The sequence below is a fragment of the Rhodococcus sp. WB1 genome (genome assembly GCF_001700945.1).
Lineage (GTDB): Bacteria > Actinomycetota > Actinomycetes > Mycobacteriales > Mycobacteriaceae > Rhodococcus > Rhodococcus aetherivorans.
In genome coordinates this window covers 2726673-2742745 of sequence record NZ_CP015529.1, presented here as the reverse complement: position 1 = coordinate 2742745, position 16073 = coordinate 2726673, and the positions used below count along the sequence as shown (strand labels likewise).

Sequence of the window (16073 nt, the reverse complement as noted above, 5' to 3'; positions counted from 1 at the left end):
GCGGCGCAGCCGCCTACACGACGGCGTCGGCCTCGATCTCGATGAACAGGCCCTTGTCGATGAGGCTCGAGACCTCGAGGATGGTGGAGGCCGGGCGGATCTCGCCGAACACCTCGCCGTGCACGAGCGCGGCCTCCTCCCATGTCGACATGTCGGTGAGGTACATGCGCGTGCGGATCACGTCCGTCAGCGAGGCGCCGGCCTCGCCGAGCGCGGCCTCGATGGTCTTCAGTGCGGCGCGCGTCTGATCGGCGAGCGTGTCGCCGGCGCCGGTGGTGCCGGACACGGCGATCTGGTTGCCGATGCGCACGGCGCGGGAGTAGCCGATCCTGGGCTCCCATTCGGAGCCGGACGAGATGTTCACACGGGTCATGGCCCGGAATTCTGTCAGGCCGCCCCCGCCGCCCCGCGCTTGACTGTCCTTAGCACGTATGTTCGACTGGCTGCATGCGGTGGGCGGCACAGACTCTCGACGTCGACGACGGCGCGCTCCCCGGCCTCGAACGGGCCGGGCTCGTCCGCAGCGTCCAGACCCCCGAGTTCGAGGGCATCACCTTCCACGAGGTGCTGTGCAAGAGCGCGCTCAACAAGACCCCCGAGGCGTCGAACCTGCCGTTCCGCTTCACCGTCAACACTTTTCGCGGCTGCTCGCACGCGTGCCGATACTGCTTCGCCCGACCGACCCACGAGTATCTCGACCTCGACGCGGGCCGCGACTTCGACAGCCGGATCGTGGTCAAGACCAACGTCGCGGCCGTGCTGCGCCGCGAACTCGCGCGACGGTCGTGGAAGCGCGAGCACGTCGCCCTGGGCACCAATACCGACCCGTACCAGCGGGCCGAGGGCCGCTACCGGCTGATGCCCGGCGTCATCCGGGCCCTCGCCGAATCCGGCACCCCGTTCTCGATCCTGACCAAGGGCACGCTGCTGCGCCGCGACCTGCCGTTGCTCACCCTCGCCGCCGGGCAGGTCGACATCGGCGTCGCCGTCTCCCTCGCGATCGGCGAGCCCGACCTGCAGAAGCAGATCGAACCCGGCACCCCGTCGCCCAAGGCACGTCTGGACCTGATCCGGGCCGTCAGCGACGCCGGGCTGCCCTGCCACGTCATGGTCGCCCCGGTCATCCCGTGCCTCACCGACTCCACCCGGCACCTCGACGATCTGCTCGGTGCGATCTCGGCGGCGGGGGCGACCGGCGTGACGGTGCTGCCGATGCATCTGCGCGGCGCCACCCGCGGCTGGTTCCTGTCGTGGCTGGGTCAGGAGCACCCCGCCCTGATCCGGCGGTACCGGCAGATCTACGGCCGCGGCGCGTACGTCTCACCGGAGTACAAGACGTGGTTGAAGGACCGCGTCGATCCGCTGGTGTCCCGCTACGGGCTCGGCGCGCGCGTGGCCGAGCACCGGCGCCCGGTCGCAGCGCCGCCGCGGCCGGCAGCCGAGTCGGCGGACCCCACCCTGTTCTGAGCGGCGCTGCGGAACTCGGGACACGACGTCGCCCCCCGGGGTGAGGCAGGTACCCGCGAGGGCGACACCGGCCGGTCGGTCAGGTGGTTTCCGGGACCACGTCGGCGACGCCGGCGTTCGCGTCCACCGGCGCAGCCGGAGCGGCACTGCGGCGCTGCCGGTAGACGCCGACTCCGACGACGACGGCGGCGAGGGCCGCGGACGTCAGCATCTGGCTGCGCGTGCTCTCCAGGGCGATCATGCCGGCGCACAGCGCGACGATCGCCGCGATGGTGAACCAGGTGAGGTACGGGAAGAGCCACATCCTCGGCGACAGCTCCCGGCCCTGGGCCTCGAGCGAGCGGCGCATGCGCAGCTGGGACGCGGCAATGACGAGCCACACGAACAGGGCGATCGCTCCGGAGGAATTGACCAGGAACAGGAACACCGTCTCGGGGTAGAGGTAGTTCAGGCCCACGGTGAGGAAGCCGACCACGGTGGAGACGAGAACCGCGTTGCGGGGCACACCGGACCGCCCGATGGTGGCCAGCGACGGCGGGGCGTCACCGCGGCGCGACAGGGAGAAGATCATGCGGCTGGCGGTGTACAGGCCCGAGTTCAGGCACGAGAGCACCGACGTCAGCACGATGACGTCCATGATGGTGGCGGCCGCCGGGATGCCGAAGGAGTCGATGACCGCCACGTACGGGCTCAACGCCACCGAGGCGTCGTCCCACGGCAGCAGGGTGACGACGACGGCGATCGAGCCGATGTAGAAGATCAGGATCCGCCACACGACCGACCGCACCGCCTTGCGCACCGCCTCGGCCGGGTTGGCGGACTCGCCGGCGGCGATGGTCGCGATCTCGGCTCCGAAGAAGGAGAACACCACGACGAGGACCCCGGCGAGTACGGCGCCTGTCCCGTTGGGGAAGAAGCCGCCGTGACCGGTGAGGTTGCTCAGTCCCGGCGCCTCGACGCCGGGCAGAAAGCCGCAGATCGCGAGGACGCCGAGCACGAGGAACGCCACGATCGCCGTGACCTTGATGGCGGCGAACCAGAACTCGAACTCGCCGAACGACTTCACCGACGCGATGTTGGTCAGCGTCAGCACGACCATGAGCACCAGCGCCCACGTCCACTGGGGCACGCCGGGAATCCAGCGGTTCATGATCACCGCGCCGGCCGTCGCTTCGATGCCCAGGACGATGATCCAGAACCAGGCGTAGAGCCATCCGATGGAGAACCCGGCCCATCGGCCGATGGCCCGGTCGGCGTACGCCGAGAACGACCCCGTCTGCGGATTCGCCGCCGCCATCTCGCCGAGCATGCGCATGACGAGCACGACGACCACCCCGGCGAGTGCGTAGGCGACCAGCACCCCGGGACCGGTCTCCCGGATCGCAGCGCCCGAGCCGACGAACAAGCCTGCACCGATGACACCCGCGATCGCGATCATCGACAGGTGCCGCTTCTCGAGCGTGTGCCTCAGCTCGGGCTGATCGCTGTTCGACATGGGAACCCCTTCACAACCAGGTTTGGTATCGAGTGTGATGTACCTCTCGACCGCCTGAGTCTGAGGTTCCCGCTCCGCCGCTGTAATAGACACATCGGCGAGCCGTCGATCCCGACGTTCGACGAAACGGCAGATGCGCGGCGCCGGCCTGGGCTTTTCCGGCGGTCCGAGCGGTCGCGTGGGAGTCGACTTAACGGGAAGTTAACGGGTGTGGTCCGGACAAAGTCGGCATCTCGGTCGCCGCGGCGAGGGCGGACGCCGGGCCGGTCGCGTGGCCGGCCCCGGGCGGACCGGTGCGCGGTTATGCCGGGTCGGCCCGTTCCCGCACGAGGATCCACCGGTTGCTGCCGCCCCGCCTGCGGTAGGACAACTCGTCCAGCGCCGCCAGGGCGATCGCCAGGCCCCGGCCCCGCTCGGCCATGTCCCCGGGCATCCGGACCGTCTCGAGGTCGACGCGCGCGGGCCGGCCGTCGTCGTGGAAGCAGGCCTCGATCCGGTCCGGGGACAGGCGCAGCTCCAGCCGCATCGTGACCGGAGCGCCGTCGCCTGCGTGCTCGACGATGTTGGCGGCGATCTCGGCCACCGCGATCTCGAACGGGAATCGATCCTCGTCCTCCACCTGCCCCGCGCACATCATCTTCTCGATCAGCGCGTGCACGTCGGTGAGCGTGTCGGCGCCCGTGACGGTCGTCAGGGCCCAAGATCCCGCGCCGGGGTCAGTCGCCATCGAACGCGGCGTCCGCGGAGTCGTACGTGCGCAGCACGCGGTCGAGGCTCGTCAGCGACAGCACGCTGCGCACCTGCGCCGTGGGCGCCGCCAGCCGCAGGTCCCCGCCGGCCTGCCGGGCGGCCTTGAGCCCCGACACCAGCGCCCCGAGCCCCGACGAGTCGATGAACTCGGTGGCGCCGAGGTCGACGACGACGCGGGCGGACCCGCTCTCGACGAGGCCGCGCAGCTGTTCCCGCAGCCGCGGTGCGGCGACCATGTTCAGCCGGCCCTCGGGCCGGACCACCACCACGTCCGAGCCGGTGGTGCGGGTTGCGAAGTGCGTCATCGTCTTCCTTCCATGTCGGGCCCGCGGTAGCGGACCGCCGGTATCACCACACTCAGGATCGCCAGGTCGAACAGCACCCAGAACAGGTTGACGCCGACGCCCAGCACCGAGCTCGCGCCCAGATACAAGCGCACCACGCCCACCACCGACGCGATCACCAGCAGCGCCATGGCCGCGATCTGGTACCGCACCTTGCCCCACGGGAGCGTGGCGCGGCCCTGCCGCGTCTTCGGGGTCACCGCGAAGTCGAGGGGCTTGTGCAGGTACACGTTGCGAAACGCCGTCCAGCACGCCTTGATCCACACCGGGAACAGCGCCAGGCTGTACTGCTGCCCCCGCCAGGTCGGGGTGCCCCGACCGACCACGAAGAACAGCATCTGGTTCAACAGCAGGAACGGGATGAGCCGGCCGAAGAAGTCCCAGCTGTAGGCCTGCACGGGCAGCACTCCGAAGATCAGGTAGATCACCGGCGCGGCGATGTAGGCGACGGCCGCGAAACCCGCGAGGTAGCTCCACATCGTCGCCCAGTACATCAGCCGCTGCGGGATCGTCAATCCTCGCTGCACGAGCGGATTCTCCCGCAGCATCACCTGGATCGTGCCCTGCGCCCAGCGCAGCCGCTGGGTGAGCATCGTGCCCACGTCCTCCGGCGCGAGACCGTGCGCGAGCACCTCGTGGTGGTAGACCGACTTCCAGCCCATCCCGTGCAGGCGCATCGACGTGGCCATGTCCTCGGTCACCGAGATCGTTGCCAGCGCCAGCGTCGGTTCGGCCTCGTCGTCGCGGCTGACGTCGACGGCGCGGATCATCGTGCGGATCGACTCGAGCGCCCCGAGCGGCGACCACTCGCGGTCTGCGAGGCGCGACAGTGTCGTCTCGTCGAGCAGAACTCCGTCGGCGTCGGACCCGGGGGTGGCGGTCAGGGCGGCGATCGCCTCCAGGTCTGCGCGGATCGATCCGGCGTCCGCGTCGACCACGGCCCGCGCGGCCTCGTCCACGCTCTGCTGGAACCGGTAGGTCACCTCGGCGAGCGGCTGTCCCTGCCGGACGGCCGCGCGGGCCGTGCGCACGGCCACCCGCACCGAATCGAGGGCGGCGAGAACCTCCGGCTGGTTCGCACCGACCTCGGATCGCGCCCGGTCGAGCACCTTGCCGGCCGTGCGCAGCGCCCGCACCACGCCCTCCTCGACGGCACGGACGTAGCCGGTGATGCCCAGCTGCATCAGCGCCTCGCGGCGCAGGATCGCGTTCGAGCCGCAGAAGAAGGCGGCGTTCCAGCCGTCCTTGCCCTGCTGGATCGGGCCGTAGAACAGCGGGGCCTGGCTGCCCAGCGGATCGGAGTCCGGCACGTTGACGAAGTACTGCGGTGTCTGCACCAGGGCCGTCCGCTCATCCTCGAAGTAGCCGAGGGTGCGGTGCAGGATCTCCGGGTCGGGCACCTGGTCGGCGTCGAGGACGAGGATGAACTCGCCGTGCGTGTGCAGCAGGGCGTTGTTGAGGTTGCCCGCCTTGGCGTGCCGGGGCTTGTTCGTCCAGCTGGCCGCCCGCGTCATGTACCGGACCCCGAGTTCGGCTGCGGCGCGCTCCAATTCGGGCCGCTCCCCGTCGTCGAGGATCCATGTCTCGTGCGGATACCGGATGCGTGCCGCCGCCTCGGCGGTCCCGATCACCAGGTCGACCGGCTCGTTGTAGGTGGTGATGAAGACGTCGACGGTCAGCCCGTCCGGCGGGACCGGCGGCGCGGCCCGCCGGCGCCACCGCCACATCGTGAGCCCGAACAGCATCGAGTCGATCAGGCTGTACGTCTCGGCGACGACGAGTGGCACCGCGATCCACCACGCGGACCAGTTGACGGAGAACAGCCAGCGCCACACCACGTAGTTCACGCCGAGCAGCACCGTCGCGGTGATCAGGATCCGCAGGCCCGGCGACGGGTAGCGGTCCGCACCGGCCGCACTCATGCGTCCTCGCAGCGACGGACGGCGACGACGGTGACGTCGTCCATCGGTGGGTTGCCTTCGGCCAGCGCCCGCGCCGCCTCGGTCAGGTCGTGCGGCGTCGCATGGTCGGCCACGAACCGGTACAGGGCCTCCCGGTCGCTGTGCTCGTCGAGCAGGTCGAGCAGCCCGTCGGAGCAGATCACCAGCGTGTCACCGGGTTCGAGGCGCGTGCACTGCGCCTGCCACGATGTGTCGCGGAGCACGCCGACGGGTAGCCCGGTGCCGGTCAGCGGCACCACGGAGCCGTCCGTGCGGCGGATCGCGGCCAGGCCGTGCCCGGCGTCGACGTAGTCCACCGACCCGGTGACGAACTCGACGGCGGCATGGAACACGGTGACGAAGGTGCCGGTGTGTTCGCAGTCGTCCGTGAGGTTCTCGGCGGCGGCGCCGAGCGCGGCGCCCGTGTCCAGGACGCTGCACGCCTCGGCGTGGCTGAACCGCTCCATCACCCGGGACGCGCCGCGGAACGTGGAGCGCACCGCCGAGGACAGGATCGCCGCGCCGAGGCCCTTGCCCATCACGTCGGCGACGGTGACGACCAGCCCGCCGCGCAACCGGTAGTGGTCGTAGAAGTCGCCGCCGACCACGAACGCCGGAATGCACACGGCCTGCACCTCGAATCCGGGCAGCCCGGTCAACGGGCGCGGCAGCAGCTGGGCCTGCATCGCGGCGGCGCGATCGAGTTCGTCGGCGCGTTGCAGTTCCCGCTGCGCCCATTCGGCGAGTTCGGCGAACGCGTCGAGCTGGTCGGGGTCGAGTGTCCGCGGCTCGGTGTCGTAGATGCAGAACGTGCCGACGGGATGACCCGCGGGACCGTACAACGGGTAGCCCGCGTAGAAGCGGACGCCGTCGGCGCCGCCGACACCGGGAATGCCGGCGAACCGGGGGTCGGCGGAGGCGTCCTCCACGATCAGCGTCGGATCGCCGGGATGGTGGTAGGTGCGCGCAATCGTGGTCTTGCACATGCTCTCCTCGCGCGGCACCTGTACGAGGTCGAGCCCCTGGAGGGACTTGAACCAGAGCCGGTCCCGGTCGAGCAGTGCCACACTCGCCATGGGCACCCCGAACACGTGCCGGGCCATGCGGGTGATCTGCTCGAACCGGTCTTCTCGGGGCGTGTCGAGGATCTCCAGCCGTTCGAGGTCGCGGACCCGCTGGTCCTCGAGGTCGTCGGGGAGGTGCGAGGCGTCGGTCGTCATGTCAGCGCTGCCCCCTCTGCAGGGCTTCCGCCAGCGCGGCAGCCCCTTCCGGGGTGCTCGCCAGCCGCCAGTCGGTTTCCTTGTCGTGATCGAACCAGACGAACGCCGCCACATCCGTCCGGTCGTCGAGGAAGGAGATCAGGTCGCCGACCCAGTCCGGCTTCGACCCGCCGACATCGGTGCTGCCCACCTCGGTGACCACGATCGGCTTGCCCGGCGCGATCCGGCCGAGCTCGTCGAGGGTCTCCTCGAACAGCTCCCGCGGCGACGTCCAGCGGCTCCACGGCTGCGTGGCGCCCCAGTTGTATCCGTCGGCCCCGACCACGTCGACATACTCCGCCCCCGGGTACAGGTCCGCGATCATGCTGCTGCCCTCGAACGAGACGTTCGGAGCCCACACCCATTTCACGTTGGCCACCCCTTTCGACGCGAACAACTCGTGCACGTGACGCCACGCGGCGACGTAGACGTGCGGCGGTGTCCCCCCGGCCGGACTCCAGGGGTACCAGGTCCCGTTCGGCTCGTGCGCGAAACGCAGGTAGACGGTCGAACCCCACGCGGCGAGCTCGTCGGCCCAGCGGTAGAGGTAGTCGTCGTGCACGCCCGCGGCGATCGACGCCATCGTGAACTCGCCGCGCTCGTACCGCCCGTCGCCGAGCCAGCGCCACGGCTCCCACGTGACGATCGGGTCGGCGCCCAGCCGCCGCACGGCGGCGAGCCCCGCGACGGGCGGCGGCGAGGCGAAGTCGGAGAACGACAGCACCACGGTCGGGGGAGTGCCCGCGATCTCGGCGACCCGTTCGAACTCGTCGACGGCGGTCGGGCCGCCGGGCGTGCTCACGCCGAATCGCAGGCACGCGCCGACCGGCTCGTGCAGCGGCGTGATCGCGGCGCCGCAGTCGATCGCAGGCGCGCATCCCACGGCGGTCGACACCGCGACGGCGAGGCCCGCCGCGACCGCCGCCGGGCGAGGATGTCCGTTTCTCACCGCTCCACCCTCGCATCCCGGACGAACCGTCGCCGGGTTTGTGACGGTTCGTCCGGGATGGGAGCGGGGTCTATGCCGGACGTCCGGGTCCGTGCAGCGGTGTGCCGCAGGGTGCAACACGATGCAACGCTGGCCGCACCCACCTGCAGTGCGGTGTGCTCTGTATCACAACAGTTCAGGACGAGGAGCACGCAATGACCGACACACTGACCCCACCCGACGCCGCGATCACCGGACCGCAGGAGAGGGTCGACGCGTGGCTGGCCGACTTCGAGGCCGCCCTCGCCGCGCGCGACGTCGAGGCCGCCGCGGGCATGTTCGCCACCGACAGCTTCTGGCGCGACCTGGTCGCCTTCACCTGGAACCTCAAGACCGTCGAGGGCCGGGAAGGTGTCGGCGACATGCTCCGTGCGCGGCTGCACGACGCCGACCCCAGCGGGTTCCGCACCACCGAGCCCCCCACCGAGGACGGCGGCGTCGTCAGCGCCTGGATCGCGTTCGAGACCGCTGTGGGCCGCGGCGTCGGGCACCTGCGGCTGAAGGACGAGGGTGCCTGGACCCTGCTCACCACGATGCAGGAGCTGAAGGGGCACGAGGAGAGCAAGGGTGTCCGCCGGCCCAAGGGCGTGCAGCACGGCGCCGACCGCAACCGCGTCACCTGGTCCGAGAAGCGCGAGGCCGAGGAGCGCGAACTCGGCTACACCACCCAGCCGTACGTCGTGATCGTCGGCGGCGGCCAGGGCGGCATCGCCCTGGGCGCCCGCCTGCGCCAGCTCGGCGTGCCCGCGCTCGTGCTCGACAAGCACGACCGGCCCGGCGACCAGTGGCGCGGCCGCTACAAGTCGCTGTGCCTGCACGATCCCGTCTGGTACGACCACCTGCCGTACATGCCGTTCCCCGAGAACTGGCCGGTGTTCGCGCCCAAGGACAAGATCGGTGACTGGCTCGAGATGTACACCAAGGTCATGGAGGTGCCCTACTGGTCCAAAACCACGTGCACCTCGGCGTCCTACGACGAGGCGACCGGCGAGTGGACCGTGAACGTGGTCCGCGACGGCGAACCCGTCGTGCTGAGGCCGAAGCAGCTGGTGCTCGCCACCGGCATGTCCGGCAAGCCCAACATCCCGACCTTCCCCGGCATGGACCGGTTCCGGGGGGACCAGCACCACTCCAGCCAGCATCCCGGGCCGGACGCGTATGCGGGCAAGAAGACCGTGGTGATCGGCGCGAACAACTCGGCGCACGACATCTGCGCCGCGTTGTGGGAGGTCGGCGCCGACGTGACGATGGTGCAGCGCTCGTCCACGCACATCGTCAAATCCGACTCATTGATGGACCTCGGCCTCGGCGACCTGTACTCCGAGCGGGCCCTGGCCGCGGGGATGACGACGGCCAAGGCCGACCTGACGTTCGCGTCGCTGCCGTACCGGATCATGCACGAGTTCCAGATTCCCGTCTACAACGCGATCCGGGAGCGCGACGCCGACTTCTACGCCCGGCTCGAGAAGGCCGGGTTCATGCTCGACTTCGGGGACGACGGCTCCGGGTTGTTCATGAAGTACCTGCGCCGCGGGTCCGGCTACTACATCGACGTCGGTGCCGCCGAACTCGTCGCCGACGGCGAGATCAAGCTGGCCCACGGCGGCGTCCGCGAACTCACCGAGAACAGCGTGATCCTCGAGGACGGCACCGAGCTCGAGGCCGACCTGGTGGTCTACGCGACCGGCTACGGCTCGATGAACGGGTGGGCGGCGGACCTGATCGGCCAGGACGTCGCCGACAAGGTCGGCAAGTGCTGGGGCCTGGGGTCGGACACCACCAAGGACCCCGGCCCGTGGGAGGGCGAGCAGCGCAACATGTGGAAGCCCACCCGGCAGGAGGGCCTGTGGTTCCACGGCGGCAACCTGCACCAGTCGCGGCACTACTCGCTGTACCTGGCGTTGCAGCTCAAGGCCCGGCACGAGGGGATCCCGACGCCGGTGTACGGGCTTCAGGAGGTCCACCACCTGAGCTGATCCGGGAAAGCGACGAGCCGCCGGCGCGCACGACGCGCCGGCGGCTCGGCGTGCCGAGACTGTGGGCGGGTGGCGTGCCGGACCTGGTGCCGGGTCGGGCTGCCGGGTCAGGCGTAGTGCCGCAGGACGAACTCGGTCAGACCCTTGCGGATCGTCTTCACCGCGTGCTTCTGGCCCTGCTTGAGCATGAAGCCCGGCACCGGGATCTTCGGGTCGGTGGACATCGTCACCCGCACGCGCGTCCCGCGCTCGGTGCGGGTCAGGCGGTACTCGCCGTCCTGGGAGTGCTGCATCTCGCTCTCGATCAGCGTCCACGAGGTGGACTCCTCGGTCCACTCGTGCTCGATCACCTGCGTGTCCGAGATGCCGAACAGTGCGAGCGTCATGCGCACGACGCGGGGCCGGCCGTCGTCGTGCCGCGATTCGACCTGCACGTCCTTGTGGGAGGACGACCACTCCGGGATGCGCTCGATGTCGGTCAACGCGCGCATCACCTGCTCGGGCGTCGCCTCGATCTCGAACTCGTCTGACACCGATGCGGCCATATGTGTTCCCACTCCCTGGTCGATTCCCATGCCGGTGGTCCGGGTACCCGCCTCGCGGACCCCCGACACGTGTTCCGACGAACGAGGCCCCCGGATCGCTCCCGATAGTGACATAGATCACAAAGCCGCCGTACTCTGGTCCAATGAGGCACGTGACGACCGGACCCCGGGACCTGCAGGTCGCCGTGGGCGACACCATCGAACTGCACCTGCCGGAGAACACCTCCCGCGACTACACCTGGTGCCCCACCCACATCGGCAAGGGTCTCCTGCTCAGCGACGTGCGATTCGTACCGTCCCGGAATCCGCTCCCCGGCGCCGGCAGCGAACGCATCCTCTACCTGCGCGCCAAGCGGCCCGGCACCTGGCCGGTGTCGCTCCAGTTGCAGCGGGCCGAGCACAGGTCGGCGGACGAGCGGAGCATGACCGTCACCGTGACCTGACGGACCACTGCTCGTCGCCCCCGGCCGGTTGCGGTTCGCCCAGGCTCCGGCAGTGCGCCAGGTAGCGCCGTGCCCAGTAGTGCACCGGCCGATGGTCGCCGGCCGCGGTGAGTCGAGCCAGCGCCCGGGTGCGGTCCACCAGCTGCTCGTGCAGGACCCGTTCCAGCACCGCCACCCGGCGCCCGTCGCCGGACGTCGCAATCTGCTCCACGCAGCGACTCAGGCGCGCGGCCCGCGCCGACGGGCGCTCGGCCGGCGCGCCGCCATCCTGGAGGGCCTGCTCCAGAGCGTCCCGGTAGCCGAGCGCGTGCTCCAGATCGTCCGCGATCTCCCGCAGGCGCACCGGGTCGGCCGTGCGCTCCCGGCGCGCCGCCAAGATCTGGATCTGCGTCTGCGTCAACTGCAGCACCGCCCGGAGGTGGACGGTCAACGTGCTCTCGTGCATGGTTCTTCCTCGCTCGACCGGGCTGTCACGGTCGAGTACACCCGCATCCTCTTAGCGGTGGCTTAGCGCCGATCGGCCTCGATCGGGCGGGTCCACCAGTTCGCGGAGGCTACGCTGAAACCCGGTCGTTCCGGTCGCACAGGAGGCGAACGTCATGGCAGGACGCATCGTGCACTTCGAGCTCCCCTACGACGACGGTGACCGCGCCCGGTCCTTCTATCGCGACGCATTCGGATGGTCGCTCGCGGACGTCCCCGGCATGGACTACACCCTCGTCACCACCGGTCCCGTCGACGAGACCGGCACCTCCACCGAACCCGGGTACATCAACGGGGGCATGTTCCGACGCGACGAGTTGAAGAGTCCCGTCGTGACCGTCGACGTCGAGGACATCGACGCCGCGCTGCAGAGGATCGAATCCCTCGGCGGGAAGACGGTGACGGGGCGAATGCCCATCGGCGACATGGGATTCGCAGCGTACTTCGCCGACACCGAGGGCAACGTGATCGGGTTGTGGGAGTCGAGGCGCGGCGTGTAGCGGCCGCGTCGGGGGCTGTTCGACGTCGACTGTGAACGCACCCTGCGAGGAGGGCCGGGGCGGATCGACTCGGCCCGTGCACCCCGCGGGGTGCTGGGCGCACCTCAGCCGTTCACGGTGACTCGCGCCTGTCCAGGATCACGGACGCGGTCGTTGCGACCACCCGGTCGGGGTGGTCGGTCAGTGCGATGAGGACGTCCCGTGCCGCAGGTCCGGGGATCTCGGCGAGTGCCTGCGTCACGCGCAGGCGTGCAGGTGCGTCGAGCGAGCCGTCGAGCACCTCCTGCACGGCGCGGACAACGTCGACCGTGGACCCCGATGCGCCGGCCAGGATGCCCAGAACCTCGGCGGCTTCGACGTCGGCCCGGCCCTCGACGACCATCTCCAGCAGGATCGGCACGGCCTCCCCGGCACCCCGGGAGCCGAGGGCCACGGCGGCGCGGTCGCGGACGGTGACATCGCTGTCGTCGAGAGCCTTCGACAGCAGCGCGGTCGCGGCTGGGACGTGCACCTCCGCGACAGCAGCGATCGTCCTCCGCCGGACGTCGACGTCTGCCGAGTCCAACCCGGCAGCCAACTCCGCCAGCCCCGCAGCCCCTGCCCTCGCCAACGACCAGCGCAGCGCCCCGGCGACGTTCGGGTCGTCCTCTGCGAGTGCTGCCTCGGCCAGAGCCTCGACGGGCAGCGCCGCGTTCTCGTGCTGCGACAGGACGGCCTGCTGACGGCGGGACCCGGACTCCGATTCGAACGCGTGTAGCAGTGTGACGATGCGCAGGACGTCCTCCCACGCTTCCGGCGCGGCCGAGTCGACCCGCTCGAGTCGCGCAAGCAGTTCGGTCTCGGCAGCGATCCGCGCACGGGTGTGCCGGATCAGGTCGTGCACCAACTCGGCCGGCGCGAAGTCGAGTTCGTCCAGCGCGCGTTTGGTTTCGTGCAGCGACAAGCCCAGACTCCTGAGGCTCTCCACATGGAAGAGGCGACGGATGTCGTCGGTGGTGTACTCGCGGTAGCCGCCGGAGGTGCGACCCGTCGGCGTCACCAGACCCAGGGCGTCGTAGTGGCGCAGCATGCGGGTGCTGACACCGGAACGTCGCGAGACCTCACCGATCAACATCACGTCACTTCCCGGTCCGGTGCGGTGGCGGCGACACGTTTCGCCAGCTCCAGCGACAGTGTGAACCCGCTGTCGGGATCGAGGCGGAGCCGTTCGGTAGCTTCCGCATGCGCCCGGACGCCGGGGTCGGAGCTCACCATGGCCGCTTCCAGGACCGGCGTCGCCGCCTCGTCGAGCATCGCCAGTGCACGGCTGAGGCTGAGTTGCAGGTCGTGGTCGCCTCGGCCGAGTGCGGTCCCCAGAGCCGCGGCGAGCCGGCCCTCGCTGCCGGCCGGCACGAGCGTGACAGCCGCCCGCCAGGCGCTGCGGGCAACGTCGTCGTCCCCGTCGTGCAGCATCGTCGACACCGCAGGCCAGGCCTTCCGATCGCCGATCTTGGACAGCGTGTGCAGGGCCTGACTGCGGGCCTGCGCGCTGCCGGAGCCGAGTTCCTCGAGCAGTCTCGGCACGGTGACGTCGGCCGGGAGCCGGCACAGCGCCCACGTCAGCATGTCGCGGACGAAGAAGTCCGGTTCGACGCCGCACCGGCCGACGAGGATGGTCGTGAGCCGCACGTCGGCGAGGGTGCCGGCCTCGAGCGCCGACCGCAGCCGAGTTGCCGGATCGGCACTGACGAGGGCGGCGACGAGGCGAGCATCCGGCTCGCCGTGGCTGGCTGTGTTCATGGGATACACCTCCTTCGTCGACCATTCGAGCGCTTGTCACAGTGTGAAGGTCAAGTGATGCTCGCCGTCGGCGCAGCGCCTGGCGTCACGATCCGCGCGCACCGACGAAAGCATCTCCCTCGGCCGCATCCGTCGTGCGGGGAATCGGCGCTGTTCGAGGGGCCGTCCGGCCCCGGATTCACCGCTCGTTCACGCGGCGTGCCAGGTGGGGGCGCCCGACTGCAGCGTGATACTTGCCCCGTCGATGGTGACGGTAGCGGTGATCGCGTCCGCAGCGGTCTGCACCGGCAGCAGGTCGGTGTGGGCTTTGCGGTGCCGGGGGCGCCGGTCGTCTCGTTGCGCCAGTGAACCGTGCACGGGCAGTAGTCGAAGTCCATGGTCCACCCGCGAAGCGGCGGGGTGCTCGGATCGGTGCGCAGGTACACCGCCGCATTGATCAGGGGGTGATGTTGCCGGCCGAGCCGGTGTTGCCGGTCACCAGACCCAAGTCACTTGACGTAAGGTCGCTTGTCGTCCAGCAACTCGGTATGGGTCGATGCGGTGCAGCCGGTAGCGGGTGATTGCGGACGCATCGAGACCGGTGCTGCGGACGGTCAGTGAGTCGACGGCAGCCACGTCCGGGCAGCGGTCACCAACGCGGCGACCCCGATCGGCAGCGTTGGTTCGATTACAGGGGCGTAGTGGGGTGAATGGTTGGACGGCACGGTGAGCAGCGCGGGATCGGTCATGTCACCGGTGGTGAAGAGCGACGGATCGGCGCCGCCGAGAAGCCAGTAGGACAGCGGTGCCCCGGCGCTGGTGGCGAGAATGCCGACGTCCTCGCTTCCGGCGCCGGCTCCCGGATCGAGAATGTTGTCCTGCCCCAGCCACGTCGCGAAGGCCTCGAGGCTCGTGCGCAACGCGTCCGCGTCGTTGGTGACGACCGGAAAGCGTTCGATCTCGGTGATGGTCGGGTCCTCCGGCGCGCCGGCCGTGGCAGCTTCGCCGCGCACGATGCGTTCGACACTGTCGAGGATGCGGCGGCGCACGGCGGTGTCGTAACTGCGGATGTTCAACTGGATCTCGGCGTGCCCGGGAATCACGTTCGCGGCGTCACCGGCATGGATCGACCCGACGGTGAGCACCGCGGTCGCGGTACTCGGAATCTCCCGGGAGACGACGGTCTGCAGACGCAACACCGTGGCGGCGGCCAACACGATGGGATCGACCGACGCCTCCGGCATCGGTCCGTGCGCGCCCCTTCCGACGAGCCGCACCCGCAGAGAATCCGAGCCCGCGTACGACGGGCCGGGATGTCCGGCGATCTTGCCGGCCGGCAGGGGCGCCACGTGCTGACCGAGCACGACGTCCGGCTTCGGGAATCTGTCGAACAGTCCGTCGTCCACCATGGCCTGCGCACCCGCGCCCAGCTCCTCGGCGGGCTGGAACACCAGCAGTAGGGTGCCGGTCCAGCCGGACCGGTCGGTAGCGAGAATTCGGGCCGCGCCCAGCAGGCAGGTGGTGTGCAGGTCGTGGCCGCACGCATGAGCGACCGGCACCGTGCCGTCGTGCTCGTCGGTGGCCGTGGCGGTGCCGGCGTAGTCGAGCCCGGTGTCCTCCCGGACGGGAAGGGCGTCCATGTCCGCCCGCAGCAGCGCGGTCGGCCCCGGCCCGTTCTTCAGGACGCCGACCACGCCGGTCTTCCCTACGCCGGTGGTGACCTCGAATCCCGATGCCCTCAGCCGGTCGGCCACGATCGCGGCGGTGCGATCTTCTCGGAATCCGAGCTCGGGATGCCGGTGCAGGTCCTTGTACAGATCGACGAGTGCCGGATCGATCGTGATACCGCCGGGTGCGGTCATGGTTTTCTTCGATTACGTCTTCTGCTGGGCAGACGACTCGACCTTCGGGTTCCATGGGGCTGGCTGTGCACACGGAGCGCGGTTGTGCGTGAGGCCATCCTTCCACGCCCTTACTCGGCGCGGGGTGACTTCATGCGACCCGGCTCGAACGGGTTGCGCACGAAGACGTTCGGCCACCGCCTCGCCCGAAGCGCTATCGGCCACAGCCGGCTCGGGTCGAGGGCTGCCCTGGCGGAGCCTGTGGCGCTGGACCGGTGGTCGAC

17 protein-coding genes are annotated in these 16073 nt (G+C 70.1%); 4 read left to right on the top strand and 13 right to left on the bottom strand.

Annotation, left to right across the window (positions count from 1 at the left end; all coding sequences use genetic code 11):
* Positions 1–13 precede the first annotated feature (13 nt).
* Positions 14–373: a RidA family protein gene (locus A4U64_RS12055; RefSeq protein WP_029543516.1), complete on the bottom strand. Its 360-nt coding sequence runs from the start codon at positions 371–373 to the stop codon at positions 14–16.
* Between the two features lie 74 nt (positions 374–447).
* Between A4U64_RS12055 and A4U64_RS12050 the strand changes: the two genes are divergently transcribed.
* A complete protein-coding gene (locus tag A4U64_RS12050) occupies positions 448–1467 on the top strand; it encodes an Rv2578c family radical SAM protein (protein WP_006930639.1) in 1020 nt (339 codons plus the stop codon).
* Between the two features lie 79 nt (positions 1468–1546).
* Here the strand turns inward: A4U64_RS12050 and A4U64_RS12045 are convergent, their stop codons facing one another.
* The 6 genes from A4U64_RS12045 to A4U64_RS12020 form a co-directional block, all read right to left on the bottom strand.
* Positions 1547–2962, bottom strand: coding sequence for an amino acid permease (locus A4U64_RS12045; protein ID WP_006930641.1), 1416 nt, complete (start codon positions 2960–2962; stop codon positions 1547–1549).
* 301 nt (positions 2963–3263) lie between these two features.
* A complete protein-coding gene (locus tag A4U64_RS12040; RefSeq protein ID WP_050035161.1) occupies positions 3264–3689 on the bottom strand; it encodes an ATP-binding protein in 426 nt (141 codons plus the stop codon).
* A complete protein-coding gene (locus A4U64_RS12035; protein WP_050035162.1) occupies positions 3679–4017 on the bottom strand; it encodes an STAS domain-containing protein in 339 nt (112 codons plus the stop codon). Before A4U64_RS12035 ends, A4U64_RS12040 begins: the two co-directional genes overlap by 11 nt.
* Positions 4014–5978 carry a glycosyltransferase gene (locus tag A4U64_RS12030; RefSeq protein WP_065922600.1) on the bottom strand — a complete coding sequence of 655 codons (1965 nt, stop codon included), beginning with the start codon at positions 5976–5978 and terminating at the stop codon, positions 4014–4016. Before A4U64_RS12030 ends, A4U64_RS12035 begins: the two co-directional genes overlap by 4 nt.
* Positions 5975–7216 (bottom strand): PP2C family protein-serine/threonine phosphatase, encoded by a 1242-nt coding sequence (locus tag A4U64_RS12025; protein WP_065922599.1) that lies wholly within the window; start codon positions 7214–7216, stop codon positions 5975–5977. The genes A4U64_RS12030 and A4U64_RS12025 overlap by 4 nt, the downstream gene beginning before the upstream one ends.
* A gap of 1 nt (position 7217) precedes the next feature.
* Positions 7218–8204 carry a glycoside hydrolase family 26 protein gene (locus tag A4U64_RS12020; protein ID WP_185712728.1) on the bottom strand — a complete coding sequence of 329 codons (987 nt, stop codon included), beginning with the start codon at positions 8202–8204 and terminating at the stop codon, positions 7218–7220.
* Positions 8205–8398: 194 nt separating this feature from the next.
* Between A4U64_RS12020 and A4U64_RS12015 the strand changes: the two genes are divergently transcribed.
* Positions 8399–10219: an NAD(P)/FAD-dependent oxidoreductase gene (locus tag A4U64_RS12015; protein ID WP_065922598.1), complete on the top strand. Its 1821-nt coding sequence runs from the start codon at positions 8399–8401 to the stop codon at positions 10217–10219.
* 107 nt (positions 10220–10326) lie between these two features.
* Here A4U64_RS12015 and A4U64_RS12010 read toward each other — a convergent pair whose 3' ends face one another.
* Complete coding sequence (locus tag A4U64_RS12010) at positions 10327–10764, bottom strand: SRPBCC family protein (protein ID WP_006930655.1); 438 nt, start codon at positions 10762–10764, stop codon at positions 10327–10329.
* A gap of 143 nt (positions 10765–10907) precedes the next feature.
* Between A4U64_RS12010 and A4U64_RS12005 the strand changes: the two genes are divergently transcribed.
* Positions 10908–11207, top strand: a complete 300-nt coding sequence (locus A4U64_RS12005; RefSeq protein ID WP_029543529.1) for a protease inhibitor I42 family protein — start codon at positions 10908–10910, stop codon at positions 11205–11207.
* Here the strand turns inward: A4U64_RS12005 and A4U64_RS12000 are convergent.
* Complete coding sequence (locus A4U64_RS12000; RefSeq protein WP_006930659.1) at positions 11194–11652, bottom strand: hypothetical protein; 459 nt, start codon at positions 11650–11652, stop codon at positions 11194–11196. The genes A4U64_RS12005 and A4U64_RS12000 overlap by 14 nt on opposite strands.
* A 154-nt stretch (positions 11653–11806) precedes the next feature.
* On the opposite strand from A4U64_RS12000, the gene A4U64_RS11995 reads away from it, so the two are divergent.
* On the top strand, positions 11807–12190 hold the full coding sequence (locus A4U64_RS11995; protein WP_065922597.1) for a VOC family protein: 384 nt from the start codon (positions 11807–11809) through the stop codon (positions 12188–12190).
* A gap of 112 nt (positions 12191–12302) precedes the next feature.
* Here the strand turns inward: A4U64_RS11995 and A4U64_RS11990 are convergent, their stop codons facing one another.
* The 4 genes from A4U64_RS11990 to A4U64_RS11975 all read right to left on the bottom strand — a co-directional run bounded on the left by A4U64_RS11990 (position 12303) and on the right by A4U64_RS11975 (position 15810).
* Positions 12303–13304: a MerR family transcriptional regulator gene (locus A4U64_RS11990; protein WP_065923479.1), complete on the bottom strand. Its 1002-nt coding sequence runs from the start codon at positions 13302–13304 to the stop codon at positions 12303–12305.
* Entirely contained in the window at positions 13304–13969 is a 666-nt protein-coding gene (locus tag A4U64_RS11985) for a HEAT repeat domain-containing protein (protein WP_065922596.1), read from the bottom strand. Before A4U64_RS11985 ends, A4U64_RS11990 begins: the two co-directional genes overlap by 1 nt.
* Positions 13970–14158: 189 nt before the next feature.
* Positions 14159–14326 carry a hypothetical protein gene (locus A4U64_RS28795; protein ID WP_231772855.1) on the bottom strand — a complete coding sequence of 56 codons (168 nt, stop codon included), beginning with the start codon at positions 14324–14326 and terminating at the stop codon, positions 14159–14161.
* A 236-nt stretch (positions 14327–14562) separates the two neighbouring features.
* Positions 14563–15810 (bottom strand): amidohydrolase, encoded by a 1248-nt coding sequence (locus A4U64_RS11975; RefSeq protein ID WP_065922595.1) that lies wholly within the window; start codon positions 15808–15810, stop codon positions 14563–14565.
* Positions 15811–16073: the final 263 nt, after the last annotated feature.

What these genes read in the sequence shown, in the direction of transcription:
- A4U64_RS12035 (WP_050035162.1), bottom strand. Translation starts at nt 4,017, where the DNA reads ATGACGCACTTCGCAACCCGCACCACCGGCTCGGACGTGGTGGTGGTC.
- A4U64_RS12040 (WP_050035161.1), bottom strand. Translation starts at nt 3,689, where the DNA reads ATGGCGACTGACCCCGGCGCGGGATCTTGGGCCCTGACGACCGTCACG.
- A4U64_RS12050 (WP_006930639.1), top strand. Translation starts at nt 448, where the DNA reads ATGCGGTGGGCGGCACAGACTCTCGACGTCGACGACGGCGCGCTCCCC.
- A4U64_RS11990 (WP_065923479.1), bottom strand. Translation starts at nt 13,304, where the DNA reads ATGTTGATCGGTGAGGTCTCGCGACGTTCCGGTGTCAGCACCCGCATG.
- A4U64_RS12025 (WP_065922599.1), bottom strand. Translation starts at nt 7,216, where the DNA reads ATGACGACCGACGCCTCGCACCTCCCCGACGACCTCGAGGACCAGCGG.
- A4U64_RS12030 (WP_065922600.1), bottom strand. Translation starts at nt 5,978, where the DNA reads ATGAGTGCGGCCGGTGCGGACCGCTACCCGTCGCCGGGCCTGCGGATC.
- A4U64_RS12005 (WP_029543529.1), top strand. Translation starts at nt 10,908, where the DNA reads ATGAGGCACGTGACGACCGGACCCCGGGACCTGCAGGTCGCCGTGGGC.
- A4U64_RS12010 (WP_006930655.1), bottom strand. Translation starts at nt 10,764, where the DNA reads ATGGCCGCATCGGTGTCAGACGAGTTCGAGATCGAGGCGACGCCCGAG.
- A4U64_RS12000 (WP_006930659.1), bottom strand. Translation starts at nt 11,652, where the DNA reads ATGCACGAGAGCACGTTGACCGTCCACCTCCGGGCGGTGCTGCAGTTG.
- A4U64_RS11995 (WP_065922597.1), top strand. Translation starts at nt 11,807, where the DNA reads ATGGCAGGACGCATCGTGCACTTCGAGCTCCCCTACGACGACGGTGAC.
- A4U64_RS11975 (WP_065922595.1), bottom strand. Translation starts at nt 15,810, where the DNA reads ATGACCGCACCCGGCGGTATCACGATCGATCCGGCACTCGTCGATCTG.
- A4U64_RS12055 (WP_029543516.1), bottom strand. Translation starts at nt 373, where the DNA reads ATGACCCGTGTGAACATCTCGTCCGGCTCCGAATGGGAGCCCAGGATC.
- A4U64_RS12045 (WP_006930641.1), bottom strand. Translation starts at nt 2,962, where the DNA reads ATGTCGAACAGCGATCAGCCCGAGCTGAGGCACACGCTCGAGAAGCGG.
- A4U64_RS12015 (WP_065922598.1), top strand. Translation starts at nt 8,399, where the DNA reads ATGACCGACACACTGACCCCACCCGACGCCGCGATCACCGGACCGCAG.
- A4U64_RS11985 (WP_065922596.1), bottom strand. Translation starts at nt 13,969, where the DNA reads ATGAACACAGCCAGCCACGGCGAGCCGGATGCTCGCCTCGTCGCCGCC.